The sequence below is a fragment of the Croceitalea marina genome (genome assembly GCF_042684265.1).
GTDB classification, from domain to species: Bacteria; Bacteroidota; Bacteroidia; order Flavobacteriales; family Flavobacteriaceae; genus Croceitalea; species Croceitalea marina.
The window spans coordinates 100,586-115,744 of record NZ_JBHULB010000014.1; the positions used below are offsets into that span (position 1 = coordinate 100,586).

Annotated in this window: 13 protein-coding genes; 4 read left to right on the plus strand and 9 right to left on the minus strand. The window is 37.0% G+C overall.

The window, feature by feature from the left end; genetic code table 11:
• Positions 1-3: 3 nt before the first annotated feature.
• From ACFSQJ_RS11155 to ACFSQJ_RS11180, 6 genes are all read right to left on the minus strand, one after another.
• A complete protein-coding gene (locus tag ACFSQJ_RS11155) occupies positions 4-2,382 on the minus strand; it encodes an ABC transporter permease (protein ID WP_377767028.1) in 2,379 nt (792 codons plus the stop codon).
• A gap of 3 nt (positions 2,383-2,385) precedes the next feature.
• Positions 2,386-3,144, minus strand: a complete 759-nt coding sequence (locus ACFSQJ_RS11160) for a head GIN domain-containing protein (protein ID WP_377767029.1) — start codon at positions 3,142-3,144, stop codon at positions 2,386-2,388.
• Positions 3,145-3,169: 25 nt separating this feature from the next.
• A complete protein-coding gene (locus tag ACFSQJ_RS11165) occupies positions 3,170-5,560 on the minus strand; it encodes an ABC transporter permease (protein WP_377767030.1) in 2,391 nt (796 codons plus the stop codon).
• Positions 5,561-5,608: 48 nt separating this feature from the next.
• Positions 5,609-6,304 carry an ABC transporter ATP-binding protein gene (locus tag ACFSQJ_RS11170; RefSeq protein ID WP_377767031.1) on the minus strand — a complete coding sequence of 232 codons (696 nt, stop codon included), beginning with the start codon at positions 6,302-6,304 and terminating at the stop codon, positions 5,609-5,611.
• Positions 6,305-6,368: 64 nt separating this feature from the next.
• Complete coding sequence (locus ACFSQJ_RS11175; RefSeq protein WP_377767032.1) at positions 6,369-7,616, minus strand: efflux RND transporter periplasmic adaptor subunit; 1,248 nt, start codon at positions 7,614-7,616, stop codon at positions 6,369-6,371.
• Positions 7,617-7,627: 11 nt separating this feature from the next.
• Positions 7,628-8,956, minus strand: coding sequence for a TolC family protein (locus ACFSQJ_RS11180; protein WP_377767033.1), 1,329 nt, complete (start codon positions 8,954-8,956; stop codon positions 7,628-7,630).
• A 240-nt stretch (positions 8,957-9,196) separates the two neighbouring features.
• Between ACFSQJ_RS11180 and ACFSQJ_RS11185 the strand changes: the two genes are divergently transcribed.
• The 4 genes from ACFSQJ_RS11185 to ACFSQJ_RS11200 all read left to right on the plus strand — a co-directional run bounded on the left by ACFSQJ_RS11185 (position 9,197) and on the right by ACFSQJ_RS11200 (position 12,816).
• Positions 9,197-10,561, plus strand: coding sequence for a sigma-54-dependent transcriptional regulator (locus ACFSQJ_RS11185; RefSeq protein ID WP_377767034.1), 1,365 nt, complete (start codon positions 9,197-9,199; stop codon positions 10,559-10,561).
• Positions 10,554-11,900, plus strand: a complete 1,347-nt coding sequence (locus ACFSQJ_RS11190) for a sensor histidine kinase (protein WP_377767035.1) — start codon at positions 10,554-10,556, stop codon at positions 11,898-11,900. The genes ACFSQJ_RS11185 and ACFSQJ_RS11190 overlap by 8 nt, the downstream gene beginning before the upstream one ends.
• A gap of 7 nt (positions 11,901-11,907) precedes the next feature.
• Complete coding sequence (locus tag ACFSQJ_RS11195; protein WP_377767036.1) at positions 11,908-12,351, plus strand: 3-oxoacyl-ACP synthase; 444 nt, start codon at positions 11,908-11,910, stop codon at positions 12,349-12,351.
• 87 nt (positions 12,352-12,438) lie between these two features.
• Complete coding sequence (locus ACFSQJ_RS11200; protein ID WP_377767037.1) at positions 12,439-12,816, plus strand: SnoaL-like domain-containing protein; 378 nt, start codon at positions 12,439-12,441, stop codon at positions 12,814-12,816.
• 5 nt (positions 12,817-12,821) lie between these two features.
• Here ACFSQJ_RS11200 and arfB read toward each other — a convergent pair whose 3' ends face one another.
• From arfB to ACFSQJ_RS11215, 3 genes are all read right to left on the minus strand, one after another.
• Positions 12,822-13,226: an alternative ribosome rescue aminoacyl-tRNA hydrolase ArfB gene (arfB, locus tag ACFSQJ_RS11205; protein ID WP_377767038.1), complete on the minus strand. Its 405-nt coding sequence runs from the start codon at positions 13,224-13,226 to the stop codon at positions 12,822-12,824.
• A 36-nt stretch (positions 13,227-13,262) separates the two neighbouring features.
• On the minus strand, positions 13,263-14,069 hold the full coding sequence (locus ACFSQJ_RS11210) for a hypothetical protein (RefSeq protein ID WP_377767039.1): 807 nt from the start codon (positions 14,067-14,069) through the stop codon (positions 13,263-13,265).
• 83 nt (positions 14,070-14,152) lie between these two features.
• On the minus strand, positions 14,153-15,136 hold the full coding sequence (locus tag ACFSQJ_RS11215) for an ABC transporter ATP-binding protein (RefSeq protein WP_377767040.1): 984 nt from the start codon (positions 15,134-15,136) through the stop codon (positions 14,153-14,155).
• Positions 15,137-15,159: the final 23 nt, after the last annotated feature.

Below are 15,159 nucleotides of genomic sequence, written 5' to 3' on the forward strand. Positions count from 1 at the left end.
ATTTTATTCCGTTCTAAGACTTTTTACCGGATTGGCTACAGCTGCTTTAATAGCTTGAAAGCTTACCGTTAATAATGCGATACCTATAGCTACTATTCCTGCTGCTAAAAACACCCAAGGACTCATCGTAATTTTATAAGCAAAGCTTTCTAGCCATGATCTCATGAACCACCATGATAAAGGAATTGCAATGAGCAAGGCAATCACTACTAGACCCATAAAATCTTTAGAAAGCAACTTAACGATGCCCGAAACGCTTGAACCCAATACTTTACGTACTCCTATTTCTTTTTTTCGTTGTTCCGCTGTGTAAGCTGCCAGACCAAACAAACCTAAACATGAGATAATGATGGCAAGTACTGCAAATATTTTTGCTAACTCGCCTACCAATTCTTCGTTTCTAAACCTAGCATTGAAGAGGTCATCTTCAAACCGATACTCAAACGGGAATCCAGGATTGTATTTTTTCAAAACATTCTCGATAGCCGCAAGTGCATCCGTTTTGGATGATTTGGGTTTTATGTTTATATACATGGTGTTCGCATTGTCAGAATAACTATAAAAAATAACCGGTCCTGTATTGTTATTACCGTATACGTCCCCATAGACATAATCATTTACTATACCTACTACATTATAGTTGATATTCTCGTCCGTAATAGTTTTTCCGATAGCACTATCTTCTCCCATCAATTTAGCAAAAGATTGGGTTATTATAACATTGGTACTGTCTATCATAGCATTGTTGTTGAAGCTACGACCTTCAAGTAAATTTAATCCTACAGTACTAAAAAAGTTTGGACTTACAAACCTATATCTCACCAATACATTCTCGGAATTCTGCCCCCCTTGCCATCGGTATCCTTGCCCATTAAAACCTCCTGTGAGCATGTTTGCATTGGTCAGCGCCACATTATGTATTAGACCTGATGCTATCATTTCCTCTTTAATAGGTTCAAATTTCTCAATCATATTCCCGCTTACGGGTAGATTTAGTAATGTTTCTTTGCTATAACCTACATCCCTAGTGCTTACATGTTGTATTTGTTGATAGATTATAGTGCTGCAGACAATAAAAACTATAGAAACGGAAAACTGGGCAACCACAAGACCTTTTCTTATCACGTTAGCGTTTCCTTCGCTATAACCTGCGCCCTTAAGGACTTTTGCCGGGCGGAAAGAAGATAAATACAGAGCGGGATACCAGCCAGCTAGTAGCCCACATATAAGCGTAATGCTCAATAGGGAAAATAGATGCATAGGACTAGACAGCCTAAATTCAATCTGCTTATCTACTAAGCTATTGAATGATGGCAGTAAAACCATTACTAAAACAATACTCAGCAGGGCGGCGATACTTGCCAGAATAATGGCTTCTGTCATAAATTGGCCTATCAATCTTTTTTTACTAGATCCCAATACTTTTCGCACACCAACTTCATTGGCCCGCTTACCACTTCTCGCCGTAGATAGGTTCATAAAATTGATACAGGCAATCAAAAGAATAATCAAAGCGATGAAGGTCAGCGACCTTACCAAAGTAACCCTGCCTCCAACAATTTTTCCTTCTTCAAACTCGGAACGTAGATGCCAATCCTTAATGGAATGTAAAAACGCCTCATTTGGAACTTCCGTAGCATATTCTATTTTGGAAGCTATCATTTTCCTGACCTTGCTATCTACTGTTTTAAAGTCGGAATTTGGAGTAAGTTCTACGAAAGTATCAGCAAAATTTCCACCATATTGTTCAGCCCAAGCCATATTTTCTTGTCCCAATTGGAAACGCTGAAAGGGTATAAGCCAATCAAATTTATAGGTAATGGTACTTGGCAAATCTTGTATTATACCTGTTACGGTAAAGGAAAACTCACTATTCAATTGTACTACTTTATTCAAGACGTTTTTATCGGTGCCGAAAAGCGCTATTGCGGTTTTCTGTGTCAACACAATTCCGTCCGGTCTAGAAAGGGCCGTCTTCAATTCTCCCTCCAAAAAATTTAAACTAAAGATTTCTAAAAAATCAGGTTGCACGTACCTTCCAAATCTATTGATTCCTGTTTCCCCGTTTGTGAGCAACATCTTCTCCCCAAATGTTGCGGCAGATTTTGCAATTCCAGGCACTTCTTCTTTTAAATCTTTGGCAAGGGGCCCAGGGGTAACGTTATAAGTATATACTTCCCCTTCAAAAGTTTGGTTGGTGGGCACGTAATAGACCAAATCCCGTTTTGGAAAAACACTATCATAATTCACCTCATCCTCAACCCAAAGCAAAATTAGGCAAGCACATGTAATTCCAATGGCCAGACCAAAAATGTTCAATGCACTGTACCCCTTATTTTTCAGTAAGTTCCTCCAAGCAATTTTTAAATAGTTTTTGAACATGGCCTATATTTTTTGGATGGTTGCTTCACCTATTATTATTCCTTTTTTCACTTCCGGAGAGCCCCTGTAGGCAATAACGGCCTCACCGTAAGCAGTAACTTTCAATCTGTCTTTAACCGAGATACGATAGCTTCCTTCTCCGTAGGCTGTAATTTTAGCACTATTGGTTTCAACATCAAGCATGTTGATTTTAGTTTCACCATATGCTGTGATTTTTTGATTATCAATACTTCCTTTTTTAAGTTCTAGATAACTCTCTCCGTAAATTGTGGTGGTTAGGTTATCTAGACGTACTTCATTAAAATACACTTCTGATTCTCCAAACAGCTTCAGTCTAAATTCAAATCGATCTATAATACTTTCGCAAACAAATTTTTCCGCACCTCTTAGCGAAAGTTCTTCTAACTGGGTATAGGTTACGGTGGCTATAATAACTGTGCCTTTGTAAATAGGTTTATTGTAACTGTAATTGTCTCCTTTTTCCTTTTTACTATCCGTGTATGTCTTTGCACCATCTAGATAAAGGCGAAGGGTTGAACCCACGACTTCAACGTTTAATTTTTCAAGTGGCTCCGTACTGCTATGTATTTTAATATTGTTTTGAGAACCTTGCACGAAAGTGACCGAGATGTGCGGACTTACAATTACCTTGTCAAAGTCTTCGACAGAGATTGTCTTGGTCTGGGAAAACGCATTGATCGAGAACAATACGAAAACAAATGCTATAAGATTGAAACTGATATTTTTAATGGATGATTTCATGATTTTGTTTTTATGATTGATGATGTTATTCAGTTCTTAAATTCTTTACTGGGTTTGTTAATGATGCTTTAATTGCGTGAAAACCAACGGTACCTAAAGCTATAATTGATGCTATAAGTCCCGCAAGCGCAAATATCCACCACTGAAGATCTATTCTATATGCAAAATTGTCTAACCATGATTTCATTGTAAATGCTGCAATTGGTACTGCGATTAAAAATGCGATACCTACTAGTTTCATAAATTCAAGTGACAATAAATTGACCACTGTGGTAACAGAAGCCCCTAGTACCTTGCGAATACCTATTTCACGACGACGCTGTAACATGCTGTAAGCAGCAAGCCCTAGCAACCCAAGACAAGAGATGAAAATTGCCAGAACTGCGAAATTGACAAATATTTTTCCGAAACGTTGTTGGGTTCTATATTGTCTGTCAAACGCCTCATCTAAGAAATAATAGTTGAAGGGATTGGTCGGCATTACTTTATTCCATTCAGTTTCTATAGCAGCTATTGTTTTGGCCATGTCATTCGACTGTATTGTAACCGATAAAAAATCGCCCCCGGCCTCTGAAACTGTCATGCTCATTGGCTTAATGTTTTCTTCTAAGGACTTAAAATGGAAGTCTTTTACCACACCTATTATTTCCCCTTGTTTGCCCCACTGAGAAAAACTGGCTCCAAGCGCATCTTCAGGTGAAACATAACCTAATAATTTTACCGCTCGTTCATTTATTATCATTGCGGCAGTGGAGTCGGAGGCAAAGGCTTTAGAGAATGGTCTGCCTGCCAATAGTTGCAATCCGTATTGGTCCATATAATCATAATCGACGAAAAATGCATCTATATGAACCGCCAATTGTTCATTGGTGCTATCTTCAATAAGTGAATAGGCGATATTATTATTGACACCAGGAACACTCGAAGTGTAACTCGTTGATTTTATTTCTGGAATTTCATTTAGTTTTTGCTGAAGCGCTTTTCTTTCCGGAATATAACCAGTCTCCAAAACAACAACATGATCTTTGTTAAAACCAAGCTCTTGATTGCTCATATGCCCCATTTGATTATAGATTACTATCGTACCAATAATCAGAGTAATAGAAATAGTGAACTGCGCAATGACCAAGCCTTTTCGTAAAAGAATACCGCTAGAACCTGTTGAGAAGTTACCTTTTAAAACGTTTACAGGTTTAAAAGAAGAAAGCACAAACGCAGGATAAATTCCGGCTAGCACCCCTATCAATAACGAAGTTATAAATAGAATGAGTAAGTAACTGGGATTTGATAAAATACCTGAACTAATTTCTTTTCCTATCAATTCTTTAAAAGCAGGTAGGGCAAGTCCTGAAAGAAAAACTGATAAAACAAAAGCAAGTAGAACAATGATTATGGACTCACCTATGAACTGTTTGGATAGTTGGTTTTTTTCAGCACCGATCACCTTTCTGACACCGACTTCTTTTGCCCGTTCTACAGAACGGGCTGTAGTTAAATTCACAAAGTTGATACAAGCAATCAGTAGGATGAACAGTGCAATTATTGAAAAAATATAGATTGAATTTATATCGCCACTCACACCCTGATTACGATTAGAATGTAAATACACATCTGTGAAGGGCTCCATTTTTAGGGTCACCAATGATTTATCTTGACGCATTTGATCACCCGTATATTTTTCTAAAAAAGCCGGAAATTTTGACTGTAATTCCAAAACATCAACATTCGGATTTAAAAGCACAAATGCCTCAGGGTCATAGGTGCCCCACATGTTATTGATATCAGGCATTACACCATTAAAATAGGTTGAAAAAGAAATGAGCAATTCGGGTCGAAACCGTGAATTTTGTGGAGCTTGCTCCATAATACCGGTTACTGTAAATGTTAAATCGCTTATATCTTCATTTTGAATTTTTAAGGTTTTTCCAATGCTATTTTCGCTTCCAAAATATCGTTTTGATGCTTCAGGTGTTAATATTACAGAATAAGGTTCTTTTAGAACAGTTGCTTTGTCTCCTTGTAATAAATTGTAATCGAACATATCAAAGAATGAGGCATCTACAGCCACGGCATCTTCTTCTTTGAATTTCAAATCTCCATTTCTTACAGCTAAAGAAAGACCCATAATTCGAACAGCATCTTCTATCTCTTCGAAGTCTTCTTTTAAGTGAGAGGGAACTGCAAGTGCGGGTCTATCAATTTCTAAGACATCATTAGGCACTTCAACATCAGCGATTAAACGATAGATATTTGCCTTTTTAGAATGAAAAGAATCATAACTAAGTTCAAAACTGATATATAATACAATAAGAAAGGTCGCACTTAAACCTACGGCAAGCCCGGTTATGTTAATTGCAGACAACCCTCTTCGTCTCCAAAGGTTTCTAAAAGCAATTTTTATATAGTTCTTGAACATAGCGGAAATAATTTTGATTGATGATTGTTTTGATTGATGAATAAACTCCTATATCATTGCTCCAATAGCTCTATTTTGACTTTCCGTTACGATTTGGCCATCGAATAGATTTACTACTCTATGGGCGTAGTGCGAATCTCTGTCTGAGTGGGTTACCATTACGATTGTTGTTCCTTCTTGATTAAGCTCGGTCAACAGATTCATAACTTCGATACCGTTTTTAGAGTCTAAGTTTCCTGTTGGCTCATCCGCTAATATCAGTTTCGGATTCGTAACCACTGCTCTTGAGATGGCCACACGTTGTTGTTGACCTCCAGATAACTGCTGTGGAAAGTGCTTTTCTCTGTGCGCGATTTTCATACGCTCCAAAACCTTCATTACTTTCTCTTTACGCTCCGCTTTACCCATTTTTAGATAAATAAGCGGCAATTCTACATTTTCATAGACCGTTAATTCATCGATGAGGTTAAAGCTCTGAAAGACAAAGCCTAAATTTCCTTTTCTTAGTTGTGTGCGTTGACTTTCTTTTAAACCACCGACTTCATTACCTGCAAAATTGTAGCTCCCCTCCGTTGGGTTGTCCAACATTCCGATAATATTTAATAAGGTGGATTTTCCACATCCTGATGGGCCCATGATAGCCACAAACTCACCATCTTCTACCTTAAGGTTCACATTGTTCAGTGCTAAAGTTTCTACTTCCTCAGTTCTAAAACTCTTCTTTAAATTTTGGATTGTTATCATTTTGTTCAATTGTTTCGATTAGTATAATGACATCAAGATTTCCCTTGATGTGACAGCTCTTTTATTATTTTAGTACAATTCTTTCTGCTTCCCCGAAGCTATCATAGTTACTGGTAATCACTTCTTCACCGGCATCTAAACCTTCTAAAACTTCGTAGTATCTAGAATTTTGTTTTCCAATTCTAATAGGTCTTTTTATTGCTTCATTACTACCAGGAGCTACAACAAAAATCCATTGTCCTCCAGTACTTTGAAAGAAGCTTCCTTTGGGCAATAACAAGGCATCGTTAGATTCTCCTAATTGTAATTTTATGTTATAGCTCTGACCGGTACGAATAGTTTCTGGCTTGTCTTCGGTAAAAACCAAATCAACCCTAAATCTTCCATTACGAACTTCTGGATATACTTTTCGTAGTCGTAGGGGGTATTCAGTGCCATTACGTTCTAAAACCGCCACTAAATCACGTTTTACCCTATCGATATAATGCTCGTCAATGTCAGCTTCTATCTTATAATCGGTCAGAACATTTACTTGCCCGATACGCTGGCCTTGTGTAATATTTTGCCCTATTTCTGCATCTAAAAAGCCAAGCTGGCCATCTGCCGGTGCTCGAACATTTAAATGATCTAATCTTTGATAGACCATACCTAAGGTTTTTTGCATTCTAGATAAATCTGCATCCAATCCTGTAAGTGAAGTTTTTCTTAAATCATCATCAGTTTCTGTTTGAGATTTTACGATTTCATATTGCTTTTTCGATAGTTCGTAGTTTTCCTTTGCTTGCAGGTATACTTCTTTGGAAACCAACTCTTCTTTAAAAAGGGCTTCATTTTGCTCATAATTTCGTTTTAAACGTTGCAAGTCTGTACTGGCAGTAGCCAACGACCTGCGGCCTTCGACTTGGCGTGAGTCAAAATTTAATCGCGTGGACCTTAGGTCGTTCTGTTTTAAGGCCAAATTACTTTCGCTATTCAATATTTGTTCATAGAGATTGATGTTTTCAAGTTTAAGTATGATATCACCTTTCTTCACTGTAGCTCCTTCTTCTATCAATTTTTCGGTAACCCTTCCGCCTTCATAGGCATCCATATAAATAGTAGCGATTGGGGCAACATTTCCATTAATAGTGATGTAGTCATCAAATTTCCCTTGTGATACTTGGGCAATGGAAAGTTTGTCTTTCTCGGTTCTAAAAGTAGAAACTGACGGAGAAAGCAATTGATAGCCAACAAATAGCAATAGTAACCCTAACGCTATGTAGCCAAAGTGTTTTGGTTTTAATCCTTTTTTCTTTTCAATTTTTATATCCATCTTACTTCTGTCTAATTAATATTAAATACTGGTAATCCCTTATAAAAATCCAGCGTACTATTATTTACCCGCAATCTTAATTGTGCCTGTAACTGCTGGTTCCTTGCAGTGGCAAAGAGCGTTTTTGCCCGGCCTAGCTCTATGGTGTTAATCATACCTTTTTCATATCTTTTTTGAGCAATCTCAAAGGCCAATTGTTGTGATTTGGAAGCTTTGGATGTTTGTGCTGTTTCCGTAATTAGGGCTTCATGCTCCTGCACCAATTGTTGAATGATTTGATAAAGTTCTTGCTCGGTGATTTTGGCGTTGTTCTTGGCCCTTTCCAAAGCAATTTTTTGTTGTTTTACCCTAGAGCGATTTGCCCATCCGTTAAATAATGGAATATTCAAGGAAGCTCCAACATATTCAAACCTGTTTTCTTCAAATTGGTCACGAAATGGTTTTGTTTTTCTAATGGTATCGCTGCCTGTAATGATTTCCTCTGTAATTGTTTCAAAATATCCGGTACCGATACCTCCTTGTAAGCTCAGCGAAGGGTAAAGGCCACCTCTTGTTGCTGCAAGTTGTTTCTTTGCCGCTTTTACTCGGTAGTTTTGAGCTTTTATGGAGGGCATAAAACCTTTGGCCTTGGTGAAAATGGAATCTGAAATTACTATATTTTCTTCGTTGGTCGTTTTCACCTCATTCAATTCGGGCGCGATTGTAATGTCATCTTCATTTTGGAGGTTCATGGCCTGTATTAAGGTCAATTTAGCAGCTTTTAAGCGGTTTTCATTTTGTGTCAATGCCAATTTATCGGTAAAAAGAAGGGATTCGGCTTCATACAAATCGGCCCCTGCCATAGTACCCAGCTCTACTTGCCTTTTTACCAAATCGTAATTGGTCTGCGAAATTTGCACCTGTTCTTCTGAAATTGAAATTAAGCCTTCGATGAATTGAATGTCATAGTAGGCTGACATCACCCTAAAGGCCAACAAATATTTTTGCTGCACATGCTCTTCCTTGGTAGCTTTGTATAAAAACTTGGAAGCTTTTAGTGTATTAATTTTTTGGAACCCTTGAAAAACATCAAAAGAACCGTCCACGGAGTAGTTGTTAGAAAAAATATCGGTATTCACGATACTGTTATCCTCTGGGTTTACCTGCCTACCGTACCTAACAAAATAATTGGCAAAACCACTGACAGTTGGGAGCAGATCCCTGATAGATTGCTTATAAGTTTCCTTATTGGATTGTTCGTTATACTTGAAATCCTTTATTTGCAGATTATGCTCTAGGGCATAGGCAACACATTCGTCTAAAGACCATTTTTGTTGTGCTAAGGCCTTAGAGCAAATCATACAAATGATTAGGATGGTTGTTTTAATTTTTAGGCTCATAAACTATTAATATGCCAAACTATATACTATTGTTGTGCCATTATTTTAAATTGTTGATTTTGAATTACTTACAATATTTTATCGATTTCGACCAAAAGACACATGTAAAATATTTATACAGATATTGTAAAAAAAATTGACACTTTTAAATTAAGTAAAAATTCATATTGTAGCTTTAGTACTATATTTTATTGTTTAAGAATGGTCGATGCGAAAATTTTAGTGATAGATGATAACAAAAGTGTGTTGAGCGCTTTAGAAATCTTGTTACAGTTCGAGTATAAAACTGTTGAGGCCATTTCCAATCCGAATCAGATATCGTCTAAAGACCTTAAAGAGGTAGACATAATTCTTTTGGACATGAATTTTTCGGCTGGTGTCAACACAGGAAATGAAGGCCTTTTTTGGCTCAGAGAAATAAAAAAGAAAGCCTCGAATACTTCAGTAATTATGATGACGGCATACGGTGCTGTAGACTTGGCAGTTAAGGCCCTTAAAGAAGGCGCTTCTGATTTTATTTTAAAACCTTGGAACAACGATAAGTTGTTGGCTACCGTAAAGTCGGCATTTGAGCTGCGAAAATCAAGGCAAGAGATACACCTTTTAAAAAAGAAAGAAAGTAGTCTTAAAAAGGTTATCAATGAAGATAAAAACTATATCATAGGTAATTCTAAAGCTTTAAATACTGTTTTAAACCTTACCAGAAAAGTAGCGAAAACTGATGTTAATGTTCTTATTACAGGCGAGAACGGAACAGGAAAAGAATTAATCGCTAGAGAACTTCATAAAACTTCTAAGCGAAAAGATGAAGTGTTTATAGCCGTTGACATGGGTTCTATTTCTGAAAATCTATTAGAGAGCGAACTTTTTGGCCATGTGAAAGGTTCCTTTACAGACGCTCGTGAAAATAGAATCGGAAAATTCGAGGCGGCTCATAAGGGAACGTTGTTTTTAGATGAAATAGGAAATCTTTCACTACAGGCGCAGGCGAAACTATTATCTGCTATACAGAATAAGGCGATAGTAAGAGTCGGCGCAAATAAGACAATCCCCGTTGATATTAGATTGATTTGTGCTACAAACTGCAATCTTGAACAAATGGTTACTGATGGACTTTTCAGGGAAGATCTTTTGTACAGAATTAATACCATTTCCGTTGAGGTGCCTGCACTCAGAGAGCGAGACGATGACATATTGATTATTGCCGATTTTTATTTAAAGCGCTTTGGTAACAAGTACGATAAACCAAGCCTGAGAATAAACAACGCAGCTCAAGAAAAGTTAATGAAGTATCAATGGCCTGGCAATGTTCGAGAACTATTGCATACCATTGAACGTGCTGTAATCTTAGGTGAAGGCAATGTTTTAAAGGCAGATGATTTTATTTTAAACAATAAATCGACCCCATCTCTTGGTGCTGATCCAAAAACTCTTGAGGAAATGGAAAAGCAGATGATTTTAAGGGCTTTAGAAGCGCATGATGGTAATTATAGTGCTGCTGCCGACCAGTTGGGGGTCTCTCGACAAACCTTGTATAACAAGCTTAAGAAAATAAATAATGGCTAGTAGAAATTTTTATTTTCAACTTATCGTTAGGGTCGGTTTTATTACAGTTACCTCCATTTTATTGGCTTTGGCCTTTGTGCAAAATCTTTTTTTCTTATTTGGGTTTTTGGTCATACTTTTAGTTATTCAGACCTACTCTTTAATTAAGTTCATTAATAGCACCAACCGTAAAATCGCTTATTTTTTTGATGCTATTAGAAATGAAGATTTCACCTTACGTTTCCCAGAAAAAGTAACCATCAAATCTTTTAAAGAATTAAATCAAAGTTTGAATAGGGTAAATGGTCTAATTCAAGAGGTACATCTACAACTTCAAGTAAGGGAACAGTATTATCAAGAAATTTTGAAGCAGGCCAGTATCGGCATTTTAACTTTTAATGAAAAGGGGCATATTCTCTTTGCTAATCCAACCTTAGAAAAATTACTCAATTACACTCCTTTAAACCATATTAAGCAGTTAGCGCAAATAGATGAAAAGCTGTATGATATCTTTAAAAACTTTCAACCTTTTGAACGCAAACTGTTTCAGCTAATGAACGAGCGCGAACAAATACAACTTGCTTTAAAATCTACACCTATTACTTTTGACGGGCAGACTTTATTACTAGTGGTTGTTCAAGATATCCATAAAGAATTAGATGAAAAAGAAACGGATTCTTGGATAAAATTGATTCGTGTGCTTACACACGAAATTATGAACACCATAACTCCGATAACCTCTATATCAGAATCTATTCTAAAGTATTATAAGACCCGTGATGGATTAGTTTCTACTGAACAGTTAGATGAAAACAAGTTGAACAGTACCGCAAAGGGCCTTGAGGTTATCAAAAATCAAGGCAACGATTTAATGGAGTTTGTACAGTCGTACAGAAGCTTACTTAGCGTACCCAAACCAGATAAAAAATTAGTAAGTGTTAAGCAGCTCTTTGAAAAAGTACAGGTGCTAATGGAAATTGACGCAGATAGCGGGACTAAAATATTTTGGGAGTTGGCCGATGAAAGTTTAGAATTGTTTATTGATGAAAAGCAGATAACGCAGGTGCTCATAAATTTGGTGAAAAATGCTATACACTCTTTAGAAGGCCAACAGAACGGGGAAGTAAGGGTAAGTGCTTTTATTGATGCCAAAGCAAAAAAGAATATAGAGGTAAGGGACAATGGCCCTGGAATACCTTCTGACATACTTGAAGATATTTTTATTCCCTTCTTCACCACAAAAGAAAAGGGTACAGGTATTGGGCTAAGCCTATCAAAACAGATTATGCAAATGCACGGCGGAAGTTTAAAGTTATATTCTGTTTTAAATAAGGAAACTGTATTTACGCTCACTTTTTAAAAACTGTATGAAAGAAGCGCTCTATAGGTTTTGTGAAGCATACATTTTAGCCAGACTTCAAAGAATTAGAAACAATATTGATGAGGTCAATAATTCTTTAAACTCTGAAACCAAAAGCAGTGCTGGCGATAAACACGAGACGGGCAGAGCCATGCTTCAACTTGAACGTGAGAAATTGGGGCAACAATTATTAGAGGCTGAGAAAACCACAATCTTACTAGGTAAAGTTAATGCCTCAAAGCAATCCAATACCGTTATTTTAGGGAGTTTGGTTAAAACTACCAATGCCAATTACTATATCGCTATTTCTGCTGGAAAGTATGAAAGCGGCACAGCTACATATTTCTGCATTTCTGCCAATACCCCAATTGGGAAACTGTTAATGGGGAAATCCGCGGGAGCTACTTTTCAATTTAACGGGAAAGCGCATAAAATACTGGGAGTCAATTAGTAATGACTTGCCTCTTTTAACTATTTCTTAAAATTTTATTTGCTGTTGTTCACTATCTTTAAGAGGTTAACCAAAAAATAAATAAGCATGACAACTAAAGAAGTAGCGGACAAGTTTGTAAACCTATGTAAAGAAGGAAAATATGATGAGGCATACGGAATGTATGCCGATAATGCCGTAAGCGAAGAAATGCCCGGGGTACCTAACAATATAACCAAGGGTAAGGCAAATATTTTAAAAGGGTTTCAGCAATGGGAAGAGAGTATCGAAGAAATGCACGGCGGTTCTGTAGGTGAGCCAATGGTCGCAGGTAATCATTTTGTGGTTCCGATGTCTATGGATGCAACTTTTAAGGACAGGGGTAGGCAGCAAATGGATGAGCTATGCGTATATCAAGTAGAAAACGATCAGATTACCAGGGCTACGTATCATTACCAATTACCTGATATGGGTCAGGGAATGTAAATCAACTAATCTAGATTTGGCTTTTTTCGATTTAATTTTTTTGAAGCAGCGGCCTTTTTAGATTTTAACCGTTTTTCAACAGAAGATTTTGAAGGTTTTGTAGGCTTCCTTTTTTTAGGAATGTGCAAAGCCTTTTTTAGTACATCCAAAAACCGTTTTACCACATGGTCTTTGTTTTTATGCTGACTTTTAGCCTCGTCACATTGTAGAATTAAAAGGTTTTCCTTTGTCAACCGGGTATTCAGCTTTAAAAGTAAACGCTCTTTTTCCGAGTTGGATAGGCCTTCTGAATCTAAAATGGCAAAACTAAGTTCGACTTTTGAAGAAACTTTGTTTACATGCTGACCACCAGCACCACTGCTTCGAATAGCCTTGAATTTCAACTCCTTTAAAATAATTTCTTTTTGCAAAACGCTACTTTACACAAAGATAGATAAGTAAGCAGGTTATTGTTTTTTATAGCTTAGGGCCATTAGATTAAATTCTGAATTGTTTTCGGTATTACCACTATCGTTTAACGCCTGCCCTGCATAACTCGCTCTATAGGTTGGGCAGCCTCTTTCTTCACCTCCCCACTGTGTAGCTTCAATTATAATTTTTGAGATATTATTGGTATTAAGCTCAAAGCGGTAAGAGCCTTTTGAATTTGGCAACTTACCTTCAATCGAGTATTCATCCAATAGAATTCCGTTTCCAATCTCTTGTCCCATAGCGTTAAAGGCAGTCCATTTACCAGATTCATCGGCTCTATTGGTATCGTTATCGGCGCAGGTCGTACCTTCTTTTGCCTGTCTTCCCTCATCCGGGTCCATTTGACCTACCTGTAGTATTACGTTATTTAATGGAGAATTAAATTCAAGTATCAATTGCTCACTTGCTTTGACGATTTCACCTTGATATTCATAGTAATAATCTATCTGCTGCCATCTTCCTCCTGCAACTCCAAAACCATCATCGGTAAAACGACTTTCATAGACGACTTTACCAGGTGAGCGATCTATTTTTAAAGCGCTAATTGTAACATCCTCATTCCAGGTTTGGTTACCTTCACCATCATTGACAATAATATCGGGGTCGGCTTCTAGAGTAATAAGGTCTGTATTATTATCATTTCCTGAGGTATCATCAGGAGTGTCATCAACTTCATCAGCTTCGGTATCTGTTAGAACTTCTTCCAAAAGAGCGTTGTCATCAGAACAAGAAAACAAACTTATAGACAAACAGAGTAACAAAAGATAAATAGGCTTTTTCATTTCCATAGTTTTTGGGTTCTAAAAAAGGAACGAAAAAGGGGAAGCCAGAAGTATGTATTCGAAGGTGTTTTCGATGAAAAACGCTACTTTTTAATGCTTATTCTTCGGTTCACCAATTGGAGTGAAACATTAAGATATACTCTAGCGTGTATTTTAAGTGCGTTGGGGTTGGTAAAAAATACGGTTTGACTATTTTCGGCTACCCCTTCGATTACATAATACCCGCCCTTAAAATGATTGTTTACAACGTAAACCTCAAAACCAGCGTCTTTGGAAATTTCAAATTCGTGAGGATAAATAAGTATAGAAGCATCCATCTCGCTATACTCTTTTAATAAAGAAATAGGAAGTTCGTTTACCTGCCCAAAAAGTGAGGCAATATATTTCTGCTTTGGTTTTTGATACAATTGCTGAATAGCATCATGAGCTATCATTTTGCCATCTTTTAGAACAAGAACGTTATCTGCAAAAGAAAGTACGTCATTTGGGTCGTGAGTAGCATTTAAGACGGTAATACCTTTCTCTTTTAGGTATGGAAAAAGACTATGCCTTAGCTGATTTTTTTTAAACTGATCAATGCTGCTAAAAGGCTCATCTAGCAGCAGTATTTCTGGCTCTTGAGCTAAAGCACGCGCTAGTGCAACCCTTTGTTTTTGACCCCCACTTAGGTTCTTAACTTTTACATTGGCAAAATCAACCAGTTCTATAACTTCCAAAAGTTCTTGAATTCGTGCCTCATGGTTTTCTTGTTCAAAAACAGAAAGGAATTCAGCAATATTTTCTGCCACTGTGGTAAAAGGCATCAAATCAAAATCTTGAGCCACATATCGCATATACTTTTCGCCTGGAACTAAATTAAAATTAGGCCCTAAAACTTGCTCCTTATTCCAAAAAATTTCACCAGAATCTAAATCTAGCAAACCATAAATCGCTTTGAGCAAAGTACTCTTACCAGAACCACTTTCTCCCATAACGGATAGGTGACTTCCTGGTTCTAGCAAAAAAGAAATTTGATCAAGAACTTTACTTTCTTGATAAGAAAAAGAGATGTTTTTAATACTTAGCATTCTCGTTAAAAAAGTAAAAATCC